The 14,070-nt window shown below is 75.0% G+C and carries 12 protein-coding genes; 8 read left to right on the top strand and 4 right to left on the bottom strand.

Annotation, left to right across the window (positions count from 1 at the left end):
* Positions 1 to 64: 64 nt before the first annotated feature.
* The gene (locus ACH4SE_RS27795) at positions 65 to 1,282 is read right to left on the bottom strand and encodes an ROK family transcriptional regulator (protein ID WP_398546230.1); all 1,218 of its coding nucleotides are present in this window, start codon (positions 1,280 to 1,282) and stop codon (positions 65 to 67) included.
* Between the two features lie 337 nt (positions 1,283 to 1,619).
* Here ACH4SE_RS27795 and ACH4SE_RS27790 point away from each other — a divergent pair, with 337 nt between their 5' ends.
* Entirely contained in the window at positions 1,620 to 2,753 is a 1,134-nt protein-coding gene (locus tag ACH4SE_RS27790) for a sialidase family protein (protein ID WP_398546229.1), read from the top strand.
* 135 nt (positions 2,754 to 2,888) lie between these two features.
* On the opposite strand, the gene ACH4SE_RS27785 is transcribed toward ACH4SE_RS27790, so the two are convergent.
* Complete coding sequence (locus tag ACH4SE_RS27785) at positions 2,889 to 3,842, bottom strand: AraC family transcriptional regulator (protein WP_398546228.1); 954 nt, start codon at positions 3,840 to 3,842, stop codon at positions 2,889 to 2,891.
* A 73-nt stretch (positions 3,843 to 3,915) separates the two neighbouring features.
* On the opposite strand from ACH4SE_RS27785, the gene ACH4SE_RS27780 reads away from it, so the two are divergent.
* Positions 3,916 to 4,932 (top strand): SDR family NAD(P)-dependent oxidoreductase, encoded by a 1,017-nt coding sequence (locus ACH4SE_RS27780; protein ID WP_398546227.1) that lies wholly within the window; start codon positions 3,916 to 3,918, stop codon positions 4,930 to 4,932.
* Positions 4,933 to 5,009: 77 nt separating this feature from the next.
* On the top strand, positions 5,010 to 7,223 hold the full coding sequence (locus ACH4SE_RS27775) for a DEAD/DEAH box helicase (RefSeq protein ID WP_398546226.1): 2,214 nt from the start codon (positions 5,010 to 5,012) through the stop codon (positions 7,221 to 7,223).
* A gap of 12 nt (positions 7,224 to 7,235) precedes the next feature.
* Here the strand turns inward: ACH4SE_RS27775 and ACH4SE_RS27770 are convergent, their stop codons facing one another.
* Complete coding sequence (locus tag ACH4SE_RS27770) at positions 7,236 to 7,841, bottom strand: flavodoxin family protein (RefSeq protein ID WP_398546225.1); 606 nt, start codon at positions 7,839 to 7,841, stop codon at positions 7,236 to 7,238.
* 191 nt (positions 7,842 to 8,032) lie between these two features.
* Here ACH4SE_RS27770 and ACH4SE_RS27765 point away from each other — a divergent pair, with 191 nt between their 5' ends.
* Entirely contained in the window at positions 8,033 to 8,548 is a 516-nt protein-coding gene (locus ACH4SE_RS27765; RefSeq protein ID WP_398546224.1) for a MarR family winged helix-turn-helix transcriptional regulator, read from the top strand.
* Between the two features lie 330 nt (positions 8,549 to 8,878).
* On the opposite strand, the gene ACH4SE_RS27760 is transcribed toward ACH4SE_RS27765, so the two are convergent.
* Positions 8,879 to 10,348 carry an MFS transporter gene (locus ACH4SE_RS27760; RefSeq protein ID WP_398546223.1) on the bottom strand — a complete coding sequence of 490 codons (1,470 nt, stop codon included), beginning with the start codon at positions 10,346 to 10,348 and terminating at the stop codon, positions 8,879 to 8,881.
* Between the two features lie 223 nt (positions 10,349 to 10,571).
* On the opposite strand from ACH4SE_RS27760, the gene ACH4SE_RS27755 reads away from it, so the two are divergent.
* The 4 genes from ACH4SE_RS27755 to ACH4SE_RS27740 all read left to right on the top strand — a co-directional run bounded on the left by ACH4SE_RS27755 (position 10,572) and on the right by ACH4SE_RS27740 (position 13,889).
* Positions 10,572 to 11,210: a TetR/AcrR family transcriptional regulator gene (locus ACH4SE_RS27755; RefSeq protein ID WP_398546222.1), complete on the top strand. Its 639-nt coding sequence runs from the start codon at positions 10,572 to 10,574 to the stop codon at positions 11,208 to 11,210.
* Between the two features lie 164 nt (positions 11,211 to 11,374).
* Positions 11,375 to 11,917: an XRE family transcriptional regulator gene (locus tag ACH4SE_RS27750; RefSeq protein WP_398546221.1), complete on the top strand. Its 543-nt coding sequence runs from the start codon at positions 11,375 to 11,377 to the stop codon at positions 11,915 to 11,917.
* Between the two features lie 128 nt (positions 11,918 to 12,045).
* Entirely contained in the window at positions 12,046 to 12,666 is a 621-nt protein-coding gene (locus ACH4SE_RS27745; RefSeq protein ID WP_398546220.1) for a ParH-like protein, read from the top strand.
* On the top strand, positions 12,663 to 13,889 hold the full coding sequence (locus ACH4SE_RS27740; RefSeq protein WP_398546219.1) for an MAB_1171c family putative transporter: 1,227 nt from the start codon (positions 12,663 to 12,665) through the stop codon (positions 13,887 to 13,889). Before ACH4SE_RS27745 ends, ACH4SE_RS27740 begins: the two co-directional genes overlap by 4 nt.
* Positions 13,890 to 14,070: the final 181 nt, after the last annotated feature.

The following is a 14,070-nucleotide window of genomic DNA, read 5'->3' as shown; positions in this document are numbered from 1 at the left end:
CGCCGCGGGTGCGGACGAGCGCCCGACGCCGGTGGCCCGCCCGTGGGGGCGCGGGCGGGCTGCGCTACGCGGACGTGCGCATGCGCTCGGCGAGCGCGGCGGGTGACCGGGCCAGGATCAGCGCCGCGGCGCCGAGGACCTCCGCGCGGTCGCCGAGCACACCGGTGATGACCTTCGCCGCGGTGGCGGCACCGGTCAGGCTGTGCCGGTGGATGGTGGCGCGGATCGGCTCGAGCAGCACCTCGCCCGCCGCGGCCAGCTCACCGCCGACGACGACCAGTTCGGGATTGAGGACGTTCACGACCGCGGACAGGGCGAACCCGACGGCCTCACCGGCGTCGGCGACCGCCCGCCGTACCCGCCGGTCGCCCGCTGCGAGCAGGGCGGGCAACCGGTCGGCGGCCGGCCGGTCGATGACGTGCTCCAGCTGCCGCGCCACCGACACGGGACTCGCGACCGTCTCCAGGCACCCCCGGTTGCCGCACGGGCAGATCACACCGTCGGGTCTGACGCAGACGTGGCCGATCTCCCCGGCGGTGCCGCGGGCGCCGCGGTAGGGCCGGCCGGCGAGGATGAGCCCCGCGCCGACGCCGGCCGAGAGCCGGACGTAGATCATGTCGTCGATGCCCTGACCGGCGCCGAAGACGTTCTCGCCGAGAGCCCCGGCGTCGGCGTCGTTGGCCAGCTGTACCGAGACGCCGAGCCGTCGGCGCATCTCGGCCGCCGGGACGACTCCCTGCCAGCCCGGGAGGATGCCGTCCGTCCCGACCTCACCGGTACCCGGATCGATCGGCGCGGCCAGCCCGACGCCGGCGCCGAGCACCCGGTCCGGTGTGACCGCCGCGTCCCGCAGCGCCCGCTGCACCAGGTCGTGGGCGAGGTCGAGCGTCGCGGACGGCGCCTCGTCGACCTGTGCGGGGGACCAGTGCTCGGCGACGGGCTCGCCGGCGAGGTCGCAGATGATCACGCGGACGTGCTCGCGGCCGATGTCGATGCCGATCGCGAACGCCGCGCCCGGCACGAGCGAGAGGAGCGTGGGCCGCCGTCCGGTGCCGCGGTGGCGCTGCTCCTCGCCGGGGGCCTCGTGCTCGCGGATCAGTTCGGCGCGCTCGAGTTCCTCGGCGACGCTCGACACGGTGCCGCGCGAAAGACCGGTGCGCCGGGTGATGTCGGTCCGGCTGCAGCCCGGATGGAGGTAGATCGACTCGATCACCCGCAGCCGGTTGAGGTCGCGCACGCCGAGCGGCGACGGCGGAGACGGCACACCTGCGGGCTGGTTCACGGGGAGAAGGGTAGTTCAGCGCGTGCCGGCCGGAAGGCCGCCCAGGGCACGCCGCGGAGGTGCCGCGCGGGCCGGAGATCATCGCAAAGATCAGCGCAACAAAAGATTCTGACGCCTTCATGCATGCTCGTTTTTTCAAATTTCGCCAGAAGGAGCGCGTTCGGCGTGCAGGACCGTTGACCCCGCATCAACGTTGCGCGTAACGTCCCGCCCGCCGATCTAACTCGAGCGAAGGTGAACCATGCGTAATGGTCGTGATTCGCGGTGGATCGCATCCACCGATGGACGGCAGGCGGACGGCGGGACCGGGCAGGCGGCCCGTCTGACACGCAGGGCGTTGCTCGGCACGGGCGGTGCCGCGGTGGCGGCGCTCTCGCTGGGGAACACGGCGTCGGCGGCAGCGGCCCCGGCGGGGCCCGGCAGGCCGCCGGCGAAGGACACGTTCGGGCCCGTCACGGTGACCGACCCGGGGTCAGGCGCGTCGTACGCCCGGGCCGTACGGCTCGGCGCGGACCGGCCGGGGGGATCGCAGACCCTGCTGGCGACCTTCCAGCAGTTCAGCTCGCCCGGTGGGTTCCAGATCTTCCGCAGCGACGACGGCGGCCGTACGTGGCGTCCGTGGAGCAGCGTCCCCGCCGGCGGCGACCCGGGGAAGATCTGGCTGCAGCCGTTCCTGTACGAGCTGCCGCGCGCCTTCGCCGGCCTGCCGAAGGGCGCGGTGCTGTGCGCGGCCAACTCCCTGGACTCCACGAGCACGCGGATCGTGCTGTACGCGAGCGTCGACCGCGGCCTGACCTGGACGCTCCTGAGCACGGTGGCCGTGGGCGGCCCGCCCAACCCGGAGAACGGCAACACGCCGGTGTGGGAGCCGTTCCTGCTGCTGCACCGTGACCGGCTCGTCTGCTACTACTCCGACCAGCGGGACCCGGCCTACGGGCAGAAGCTGGCGCACCAGACCAGCAGGGACCTGCGGCACTGGGGTCCGGTCGTCGACGACGCGGTGGGCGAGGAGTACAGCCGGCGGCCGGGCATGATCACCGTCGCCCAGGTGCACGACAGCCTGTGGATCATGACGTACGAGTACGGGGTCTCGGACACGTACTACCCGGTGCGCTACAAGCTCGCCCGCGACCCGGAGGCGTTCGGCCCGGCCCCGGCGCTGGAACTCCTCGACCAGGACGGGTACGCCCCGTCGGCCGCCCCGACCGTGGCGTGGTCGGACTCCGGCGGCCCGATGGGCACCATCGTCCTCAGCGCCAACAGCGACGCGGACTTCTTCGTCAACCGGGCCCTCGGCGATCCCGCCGCGTGGACGCGGGTGTCGTCCGCGATGCCCAGGGGCTACAGCCGGTTCACCATCCCCCTGTCCGGCCCGGGGCCGTGGGGCCGGCCGGGCCTCGTCTTCGTGGTGACCGGCGCTCCCTACGCCGAGGACGCCCCGATCCAGGCGGGCGTCATCCGGCTGGACTGACGGCCGGGCGCCGGACCGGCGGACCGGCGGACCGGCCGGCGCGGCCCCGGCCCCGGCGCACGGCGGTCCGCCGGCGCCGGGGCGCGGCCGTCCGTCGTGCGGGGCAGGCCGTTTCCGGGGCGGTGCGAGGTCCTCCTACGCGCCGGCGCGCTGGGCCACGGCCCCGAGCCCTTGCGTACGTACGCGCTGCCGGTACCGCAGGGGCGACACCCCGACCTCGCGTTTGAACGCGGTGCTGAACGCGCTTTCGGAGGTGTAGCCCAGTTCCGCGGCGAGGGCGCCGACGCGGACGTCCCCGTCGCGCAGGGCCTGCTGCGCGAGCAGCATCCGCCAGCGGCCGAGGTACGCCAGGGGCGGGACGCCGGCCACGGTCCGGAAGCGCTCGGCGAAGGAGGTGCGCGACATCGCCGCGGCGCGGGCCAGCTCCTCCAGGCCCCAGGGCCTCCCCGGCTCCGCGTGCATGAGCCCGATCGCCGGGCGCAGGCGCTCGTCGGTCAGCAGCCGCAGCCAGCCGGGCGGCAGTTCGGCCTGGTGGGCGTAGGCGCGCACCATCTCCAGCACCAGGAGCTGCACGTGCTGGCGGATCGCGAACTCCGCGCCGATCCGGCGTGTGCGCACCTCGTCGAACAGCCGGTGGACGGTGGCGCGCAGACCGTCCGAGCCCGCCGCCGCCGCCCGGACGTGCCCGACCGGCGGGAGCGCGTGCTCCAGCAGTGCCCGGCCGGTCGGGTTGAGGTCGACCCGGCCGCCGACCACCACGTCCTCGGTGTCGACGTCGACACCGAGGAGATCGGTCGAGGGGGCGTTCTCCTCGGGCAGGATCTCGCGGCGCGGCCCGTCGCCGGTGCCGCCTTCGAGCTCCAGCCACGAGCGGTGGTTCAGCAGGGCGACGTCACCCGGCGCGAGCTCCACCGGCGACCCGATGCCGTCCGTGCGCAGCCGGGCGCGGCCGCTCACCACGGCGAAGAACTTCAGCGGCGTCCCGAGCGCCCCGCGCGAGACCCACGGGCCGCGGGCCGAGAACCCACCGGAGAGCACACCGCGTACCTCGACGAGGTCGAACACCTCGGAGAGCTGGTCCCTGTCCATCCCCGTACTCTCGCGAAGAAAACACGGATCGGCAATTATTCATCATCCGCGGGCCGCGCAGCACTCTGGAGGCATGACACGACTCGCCACGCACGACCAGCACCCCCTCGGCTCCGGGTTCACCCCCTCCTCGACCGCCGACGACGTCATCGCGGGCATCGACCTCACCGGCAGGAACGTGATCGTCACCGGCGGCCACTCCGGGCTCGGCCTCGTGGCCACCCGCGCGCTGGCCGGGGCCGGCGCCTCCGTCACCGTCGGCTCCCGCGACACCGGCCGTGCCGAGCGGGCGGTCGCCGGGATCGGCGACGTCGAGGTCCGCCGGCTGGACCTGCTCGACCCGGCGTCGATCGACGCCTTCGCCGACGGCTACCTCGACTCCGGCCGGCCGCTCCACATCCTGATCAACAACGCGGGCTTCCCGGGCTCGGCCGGGATCGTCCACGACGCGCGCGGCTACGAGGCGCAGTTCGCGGCCAACCACCTCGGCCACTTCCAGCTGACGCTGCGCCTCCACCCCGCGCTGCGCGCGGCCGGCGGCGCCCGGGTCGTCACCACCACGTCGGGCGCCCAGCGGATGTCCGACATCCTGTGGGACGACCCGCACTTCACCACCGGCCGGTACGACCCCGCCCTCGCCTATCCCCAGTCGAAGACCGCCAACGTGCTGTTCACGGTCGAGCTGGACCGCCGCTGGGCCGCCGACGGGATCCGCGCCTACGCCCCGCACCCGGGCATCGTGCCCGCCACCGCCTTCAACAGGGCGGTCGGCGAGGAGGCACAGCGGGCCATGGGCCTCATCGACGCCTCCGGTGCGCCGGTCATCGACCCGGACCGTGGGAAGAAGACGCCGGAACAGGGCGCCGCGACCATCGTGTTCGCGGCCACCAGCCCGCTGCTCGACGGCATCGGTGGCGTGTACCTCAACAACAGCGACATCTCCCCGCTGGACGAGGACCCGAGGCCCGTCGACCTCACCGACCCCGACGCCGAGGTCCCGGTCGACGTCGTCCCGCACTCCGTCGACCCCGCGTCCGCCCGGCGGCTGTGGGAGCTGAGCGAGCAGCTGGTCAGGAGGCCCTCGGCCTGACCCGCGGAGCCTCCGCGACCGCCACGCCCCACCCCTGTCCGCCGGCTCCGCGGGGCTCCGGCCCCGCCGGTGGAAGGATGAGGGCGGGCGGGCGGAGAGGGGCGGGGGACGTGGGACGCGGCGAGCGGGACGTGATGGCCGGAGGAGCGCGGCTCCACGAGTCGGCGCGCGCGGTGGCCGGTGACCACCGCAACGCGGTCGAGGGCGTGCGGGCGGCGCTGGAACCCCTCCACGAGGCCGCGGTACGGCGGGAGCTGGACGCCATACCCGTCGCGCGGCTCCAGGACGTCACCGAAGGGCGGCTGCGGCTCGGGAGCGTCGAGAAGAGCGGGCTGCGCACGGTGGGCAGCGTCCTCGACGCGGGTGCGTACCGGCTGCGGCAGATTCCCGGGGTCGGGCAGCGTACGGCCGACCAGATGCTCGCCGCCGCGCGCCGGCTCTCCGACGCCGTTCACGAGACGGTGGCCGTGCACATCGACGTGGACCGGCCGGACCCGGCCACCACGGCGCTCGTCGTGGCGCTGCACGTGCTGGTCGAGGCCGGCCCGGACGCCCGGCGCGCGGTCGAGGAGGCCGCGGCCCTGGCGGAACGGCTCGGGCCGCTGCTGGCGGATGCCGGGCCCGCCGCCGGACGGGTCCGGATGCTGCTGGCGGGCCGGGAGAGGAGGGCCCGCGCGCGGGCCGCGGTCGAAGAGATCCGGTCGCTGGCCGGCGACGCGGAACGGGCGGGCCTGCCGGGGCTGTTCGCCCAGGCGTCGGTGGACCTGCTCAGGGGCCCCTCGCCCGGTGTCGCCGCCTGGGTGGACTTCGAGCTGCGCTCAGCCGAGTACTACAGCCTGCTCGCCGAGATCTCCGGGCGGCTGCCCGACACCGCCCGCGCCGAGGGCTTCCTGCCGGACGGGATCGCCGAACGCGTACGGGCCCAGCACCTCGACGGCACGCACCGGCGGGTCTCGCTGCGCGGCTACCAGGCGTTCGGCGCCCGGTTCGTCCTGGCGCAGCGCCGGGTGGTGCTCGGCGACGAGATGGGACTCGGCAAGACCGTCCAGGCGATCGCCGTCCTGGCGCACCTGGCCGCCGAGGGGCGCAGCCACTTCCTGATCGTCTGCCCGTCGAGCGTCCTGGTGAACTGGGTGCGGGAGATCGAGTCCCGCAGCGCCCTGCGGGCAGCGGTGCTCCACGGCCCGGACCGCAGCGGCGCCTTCGCCGACTGGAAGGAGCGGGGCGGGATCGGGGTGACCACCTTCGACGCCCTCCGCGGCTTCCCCGCGCCGGACGGCGGGCAGCTGGGTCTGCTCGTGGTCGACGAGGCGCATTTCGTGAAGAACCCGGAGGCCAAGCGGTCCCAGGCGGTCGCACTGTGGGCGCAGCGCTGCGAGCGCGTCCTCTTCATGACCGGAACGCCGATGGAGAACAGGGTCGCGGAATTCCGCAACCTCGTGGCGATGCTGGACGCCGGTGTCGCGGAGTCCCTCGGCGAGAGCGGCGCGCCGGCCGGATCGGTCGCCTTCCGCAGGGCCGTCGCCCCGGTCTACCTGCGGCGCAACCAGGAGGACGTGCTGACGGAACTCCCGAGCGTCCAGCACACCGACGAGTGGGAGGAGCTGAGCGCCTCGGACGAGGACGCCTACCGGGAGGCCGTGCGCGCCGGCAACTTCATGGCGATGCGCAGGGCCGCGTACATGCGTCCCGGGGCGTCGGCCAAGCTGGAACGGCTCAGGGAGATCGTCCAGGAGGCCGCCGAGAACGGGCTGAAGACGGTGGTCTTCTCCCACTTCAAGGACGTCCTGGGCGTGGTGGCGGCGGAGCTCGCCCCGCCGGGCGGCCGGAGCGCCCCGGTGTTCGGGCCGCTCACCGGCGGTGTCCCCGCCGGGCGGCGGCAGCAGATCGTCGACGACTTCGCAGCGGTCGCCGGGCCCGCCGTCCTCCTGGCGCAGATCCAGGCCGCGGGCATCGGCCTCAACATGCAGGCGGCCTCCGTCGTCGTCATCTGCGAACCCCAGGTCAAGCCGACCACCGAGCACCAGGCGGTGGCCCGGGCGCACCGGATGGGCCAGGTCCGGCGGGTGCGCGTGCACCGTCTGCTCGCCACCGGGGGAGTGGACGAGCGCATGGTCAGGATGCTGGAGGACAAGGCGCGGCTGTTCGACGCCTACGCCCGGCGCAGTGCCGTGGCCGAGGCCACCCCGGACGCGGTCGACGTGTCGGACACCGAGCTGGCGCGCCGGATCGTCGAGGAGGAGCAGGCGCGCCTCGGGGTGGCGGACGGGAGCCGCACGGGCGCCGGGTGAGCGCCCGCCGGGTCAGGAGCGGGCGGGGGTGAGGGCGGCGGCGCCGCGCAGGTGGCGGTGGGTGACGGTGGCCACGCGGTGGCCGAGGGCGGCGGCGGTGCGCAGGTCGGAGGCGGAGGGGGCCAGGTCGGGGGGCTCGTCGTTGTTGGACTGGGACATCGCGCCGAGCCAGCTGCCGAGGCGGTTGAGGTCCTCGCTGCTGCCGGCCGTGGTGTTCCAGCCGCCGTACTCCGCCAGGCCGACCCAGATCATGCCGTGCTGGGCGGCGAAGAGGGCGAGGTCGACGAGGGTGTGGAGCTTGTCGCCGGACATGGTGCCGCTGTTGGTGAAGCCCGCGGCGATCTTGTCCTTCCACTGCATGCCGTCGCCCCACACGCCGGTCGTGGCCTCGGTGAAGGCGCGGAAGACCGCGCTGGACCCGCTCATGTAAGTCGGGGTGCCGAAGACGATCGCGTCCGCGGCGGCCAGTGCCCGCCACAGCTCGTCGTCCGGTTCCGCGACCGGGACGAGCCGTACGGCGGTGTCCGCGACCTCCGCCGCGCCGGCGGCCACGGCCGCCGCCTGCCTGGCCGTGTGGCCGTACCCGCTGTGGTAGGCCACCGCGATCTGAGCCTGCATGGTCCGCTCCCCGAGGGTGTCGTGCCGGTAGTGGTTAATCAGAAAGCTTTTGGAAAAGCTTTCTGTCGAGCATGACCCTACGCCGGCTCCCGGGCGCGGGCAACCGCGGGCGCACGACCGCCGGGGCGGCTGCCCCGTGGGCTACGCTCGGCGGGCAGGCGGCGCGCGGACGGCGAAGGGAGGGCGCGGTCATGGCGGCGGAGCCGGACCACGTCGACGACATCGTCACGGCCTGGCACGTCCAGCTGCCCGGGGTTGCCGGGCTGCCGCTCGAACTGGCCAAACGCAGCGCCCTGCTCACCGCGGCCTTCGACGAGGTCGCGGCGCGCGCCCTGGAGAAGCTGGGGCTCACGCAGGCCGAGTACGGCGTCCTCGCCGTACTGCGGCGCACGGGCGAGCCCTACCGGCTCAAGCCCACGGACCTGACGCACGCCCTGCTGCTGTCCTCCGGCGGGACCAGCAACCTGCTCAAGCGCCTCGTGGCCGCGGGCCTGGTCACCCGTGAGGCCGCCCTCGACGACGGCCGCAGCTCCTGGGTGCGGCTCACCCCGGAGGGGGTCGCCGCGGCCGAGGCGGCGGTCCGCGCGGTGACCGCCGCGCACGCCCGGGTCGTCGCGCGTATCCCGGAGGAGCAGGCCGGCCGGCTCAACGCGCTGCTGAAGGACGTCCTCGCGGCGGTGGAGGAGGGCATCCTCCTCCGCCGCTGACCGCCGCCCGGTGCTGACCGCCGCCCGGCGTCGGGGCCGCAGGTGGTCTGCCGCCCGGTGCTGACCGCCGCCCGCCGCTGACCGCCGCCCGCCGCTGGTCCGCCGTGGCCGCCCGGTGCCGGGGCCGCAGGTGATCGCCCCGTTCGCGTGGAGCGCCGTCGCCACGGCGGAAGGTCGTGACGGGGTGGCCGCCCCGCGTCCGTCCCTGGCGGGGCGGGCCCGCCGGGCGCCACCACCGCCCGCCCGCGCAGGCGGCGGCGTGCGCCGGGCCCGTGACGCCGAGAGAGCAGCCGCCCGTGCCGGTGGCGGCTGCTCTCACGGCTTCACGGATCATGCGCGCTTCGCACCGCGGCGGGAGCGCAGGAAGAGGAGCGGGACGGCCGCGGTCACGAGGACGAGGGCGGTGTTGGCCGCGATGGCTGCCGTCACGCCGTGGTGCAGGGCGGCGGGTGTGGCCAGGGCGGGGGTGGTGGCGGTGACGACGGTGGACATCAGGGGGGTGCCGAGGGTGATGCCGACCTGCTGGCTCATCGACGCCAGGCCGGTGGCCAGGCCCTGGGCGGAGTCGGGGAGGCCGGAGGTGGCGGTGATCATGAAGGCGACGATGACGAGCATGTTGCCCACGCCGCCGAAGAAGGTCGCCGGGAGGAGCAGGGCCAGGGCCGGGCCCGTGGTGCCGCCGAGGAAGAGCAGCGACGCGGTGAAGGCGGCCTGGACGAGCGCCCCGGCGGTCAGGGCGGTCAGGGTGGAGGTCGCCGCGATCACCCGGGGGGCCAGCAGGCCGCCGGCGACCGTACCGAGGCCCAGCACGCCGAAGGACGCGCCCGCGGCGAGCGGGGAGAAGCCGAGGGTCTTCTGGAGGTAGAGCGTCAGCAGGTAGACGAGCGAGGTCTCGGTGACGAAGGCCAGCAGGCCGATCACGTTGCCCCACGCCACCGAGCGCAGGCGCAGGACGCCCAGCGGCACCAGCGGCTCCGCGACCCGCCGCTCGACGAGCCCGAACGCCGCCAGCAACGCCGCGGCCGCGGCGAATCCGACGAGGGCGGGGGCCGCCGTCCAGCCGTGCGATCCGGCGTAGGTCAGGGCGTACACCAGGGAGAGCAGGGCGCCGGTGACGGTGAGCGCGCCGGGGAGGTCGAGCCGGGGGCGTACGGCCGGGCGGGACTCGCTGATCACGGCCGGGGCGATCGCGACGACCGCGAGCGCGACGGGCACGTTGACGAAGAAGGCCCACCGCCACGACAGCAGGTCGGTGAGGACCCCGCCGAGGATCGCACCGGCGGTGAAACCGGCCGACATCAGCGCCCCGTTGACGCCCAGCGCCTTGCGCCGCAGCGGGCCCTCGGGGAAGGCCGTGGTCAGCAGCGCCAGGCCCGCGGGAGTCGCGGCGGCCGTCGCGAGGCCCTGTGCGACGCGCGCGGCCAGCAGCACCGCGGGCGACGTCGCCAGCCCGCCGGCGAGGGAGGCCAGGCCCAGCAGCGCGACGCTGCCGACGAAGACGCGCTTGCGGCCGACGAGGTCGCCGATGCGGCCGAAGAAGAGGGTGAAGCCGGCCGCGGCGAGCGCGAACGCGGTCGCGATCCACTGCAGGTCGGGCAGCGCGAAGCCGAGGCCCTCGCCGATGTCGGGCAGTGCGACGTTGAGGATCGAGAAGTCCACGGCGAGCGTGAACTGCGCCGTCAGCAGCACCGCGAGCACGAGCTTGAGACGGCGGGTGAGGCGGTCGGGCGGCGCGGCCGGGGACGCGGGAGCGGGGATCTGCGGGGCGGCGGTGCGGCCGCGGAAGCCGGTGGTGGACATGGCGGGGAGTCCCTTCGGGAGGGCGGGTCGCGGGGTGACAGGGGTGTGCGGGCCGTGCGGGGGTACGCCGGTGTACCGCCCGAGGCGCTTAACGGGTCTGTCGTTCCGTTACGTCCATGACGGTAGCACTGCGCGACCCGTAAGGGAACTGTGGTTCCGATAGGATGGTGTCAGTCGCCCCGAACAGCCCCCGGGCGGCCCAGGCCGTACGAAGGAGGCCCCCATGTCCGGCACGCCAGGCGCTGCCACCCCCACCGCCCCGGACGCCGCCGCCCCCGGCACGCTGCGGCCCGGCGGCCGTACCGCCCGCGTCCGCGCCGCCGTGCTGCGCGCCGCCGGCGACGTCCTCGCCGAATCCGGCTTCGAGGCCCTCGACCTCGGCGAGGTCGCCCGCCGCGCCGAGGTCGGCAAGACAACCGTCTACCGGCGCTGGGGCACCCCCGGCGCCCTCGCCGCCGACCTGCTCGGCGACATGGCCGAGCAGTCCTCGCCGCGCAGCGACACCGGCCTGCTGGAGGACGACCTGCTCGCCAACGCCCGGCTCGTCGTCACGACGCTCGCCGACCCGCGCCAGGGGCCCCTCTTCCGCGCCCTCATCGCCGCCTCGCTCTGCAACGAGCAGGCCGCGGAGGCGCTGCACCGCTTCTACGCCGTGCGCATCGAGGAGTGGGCGGGCTGTGTGCGCGACGCCGTCACCCGCGGCGAGGTCCCGGACGGCACCGACGCGCACGCCGTCGTGGCCGCCGTGTCCGCGCCCCTCTACTACGCCCTGCTCAACACCGGTCGCGCGCCCACGGACCGCGACGCCGGGCACGCCGCCCGCGCCGCCGCCACCGCCGCCCGCGCCGGCGTCTGGACCTGACGCCGGGAAGCGGTGCCGGGCGGCGTCTTCACCATTCCGCCACCGGGCCGGGCGCGGGGCGGCGGCTAGTATGACCCGCGCCGCGGGGCGGGGCACATGTGGCGTGCGTACATCTGGCTGCCGCGGGGCGCAGGGCGCAACCTGGTGTCGACGAAAGGTGCGACATGGCCGAATCGGATCCGACGGTACCCGAGCCGCAGTCGCAGACCGCCCCGAAGACGGCCCCGCAGGCGCAGGCTCACGCACAGGGGCAGCCGCAGCAGCAGGCACAGTCCCCGGCGCCGGGGCAGCCGCAGACGCTCGCCGCGAAGATCGACGCCCTCTTCCGTGCCGTCCGCCGCCCCAACCGCGAGCAGTACAGCCACGAGGAGGTCGCCAAGGCCTGCCGCGAGGCCACCGGCGAGAGCTTCTCGGCCACCTACCTGTGGCAGTTGCGCACCGGGCGCCGGGACAACCCGACCAAGCGCCATCTGGAGGTCCTGGCGCAGTTCTTCCAGGTTCCGGTTGCGTATTTTTTCGACGACGCCCAAGGCGCCGCCATCACCAAGGAGTTGGAGCTGCTGACGGCCCTGCGGGACGCCGGTGTACGGAACATCGCGCTGCGGGCCGTCAACCTGTCACCCGAAGCGGTGGGTACGATCAGTGACATTATCGACGTACTTGCCCGTCGGGAGCAGGGGAGCGATCCGCCGAGCACTCCGGGCTGACCCGCCCGGGGCGGCCCGGGGACACCGGGGAGATTCGGGAAGTGGGGTGCCTCCAGGTGGCGCGTGACCGGAGCCAGCGGGGCTTATGCCGGAGCCGACGGGGGTTATGGCACCGGTGCCGGCGCCTCGTGGCAGCCCTGAACCTGGCCGACCCGTTCGACATCGCGGACTTCGTCGACACGCTGGCCGACTGCCGCGGGCGGCCGATCGAGCTGGTCCCCGTCACCGGGCGGCCCAACCTCCCCTGCGGACTGCTGCTCACCACCGCGCACGCCGACTACATCCTCTACGCGGCCGACACCTCGCCGCTGCACCAGCAGCACATCCTCCTGCACGAAGCCGCGCACCTGCTGTGCGGCCACCAGGACGGCAGCGGGGGCGCCACCCTCGACGCCGCCGCCCGCACCCTGATGCCGGGGCTGTCGCCCGCGCTCGTCGAGCGGGTGCTCGGCCGCACGATCTACACCGAACCGCAGGAGCGCGAGGCCGAGATCGTCGCCTCGCTCATCCTCTCCCGGGTCTCCCACTGGTCGCCGCCGCCGTTCGCCGCGCGGGCGCGCAGCCTGGAGGCGCTCTTCGACCGCAGCGAGCGGCCGGGGTCCGAGCGGCCGGGGTCCGAACGGCCGGAATCCGAGCGGCCGGAATCCGAGTGGTCCGGTCCGGTCCGGTCCGGGGGCGCCGACCACCCGGAGCAGCCCGGGAGTTCGGAACGGTCGGCAGGCAACGGGCCGATGGGCGGCGCCGGATGAGCCACGTCCCCGACGTCACCGACCTCACCGCGTACGCCGCGGCCGCCGTCTTCCTCGTCTTCGCCGGCTACCGCTTCTCCGCGGCCGGCGGCGACGCGACGCAGCGCTACATCTACGCCTTCTCCCTGTGCGTCGGCAGCTCCCTCGTCCTCAACGCCCCCAGCAGCATCGACGCGTGGGGGCGGCTGTTCGCGGCGCGGGCGCCGATCGTCGCGCTCGTCCACGCGCTCAAGATGGGCGCGTTCACGTGCATCGCGCTCATCGCCCTCACACTGCGCAGCTCCACGGACGACCGCGGGCCCGTCCACCGGCACATCGCCGCCGGAGTGCTCGTGCAGGCCGCCTCCGCGTGGATGTTCGCCGCGTCGTTCGTGACCGTCAGCCCGGACGCGGTGACCGTCGGGGACGGCCGCCGGCTGCTCTTCGCCGGATACGAGCTGCTCTTCGCCGTCTACGGCATCGGGTGCCTCGCCATGCTCGTCGGCGCCCTCGCCGGGCACATCCGGCGGGAGGCCAACGGGGTGCTGCGCACCGGGCTGCTCCTCATGGCCCTCTCCGCGGGCATGGGCATCGTCTGGACCGGCTGGTCCGCGCACGACATCACGCAGGTGCTGCGGACGGGGCACCAGGGGGTCGGGGAGGACCTGCCGTCCACGTCGCTGTCGGTGGCCGTCGCCGTCCTGGCGGCCGGCGGCGCGTCCGCGACGCGCTGGCCCGTACTCCTCGGGGGGCCGCTGCGGTGGTGGCGGGCGCGGCGGTCCTACCGGGCGCTGGAGCCGCTCTGGTCCGCGCTGTGCGCGGAGCTGCCGGAGATCGCCCTCCAGGGCGGCCAAGGGGGCGCCCGGTGGGGCGCCCGGTGGTGGCTGCCCGTCCGCCGGGTGACCGCGCGGCGGGCACCTGTGCGGCGGGCACCTGCGCGGCGGGCGCCTGCGCGGCGGGCGACCTTCGCGCTGTACCGGAGGGTGATCGAGATCCGGGACGCGCATCTGGCGTTGCGGCCGTACTTCGAGCCGGGGGGTACGCCGGGGCTGGAGGGCGGGCCCGCGATGGCCGCCGCGCGGGAGGCGGCCGCCATCGCCGCGGCCCTCGCCAACCGCCGGGCCGGCCGGCGGCCGGAGGCGGAGGCCGTGCGTCCCACCTGGCCGGTGGCGGGCACGCTGGACGCGGAGACGGCGTGGCTGCTGGAGGTGACGCACGCGTTCGTGGCTCCGCCGGGCCGGTGACGCGGGGCCTTCCGCCGGTGGGGGGGGGTCGCGGTAGTGCCCGGCGGGGCTTTTGCGCTGCGCTTGCGGTGGGTGGGGGGTTGCTCGCGCCGTTCCCCCCCGCCCCTGAGGGGATGCGGCTTGCGGTGGGCGGTTCGCGGTTCCGCCGGTGGGGGTTGGTCGCGCCGTTCCCCGCGCCGCA

The organism is Streptomyces sp. NPDC020983, assembly GCF_044333485.1.
Classification (GTDB): Bacteria; Actinomycetota; Actinomycetes; order Streptomycetales; family Streptomycetaceae; genus Actinacidiphila.
Note: the sequence above shows the minus strand (reverse complement) of the source record. Positions and strands in the feature narration are given on the sequence as shown.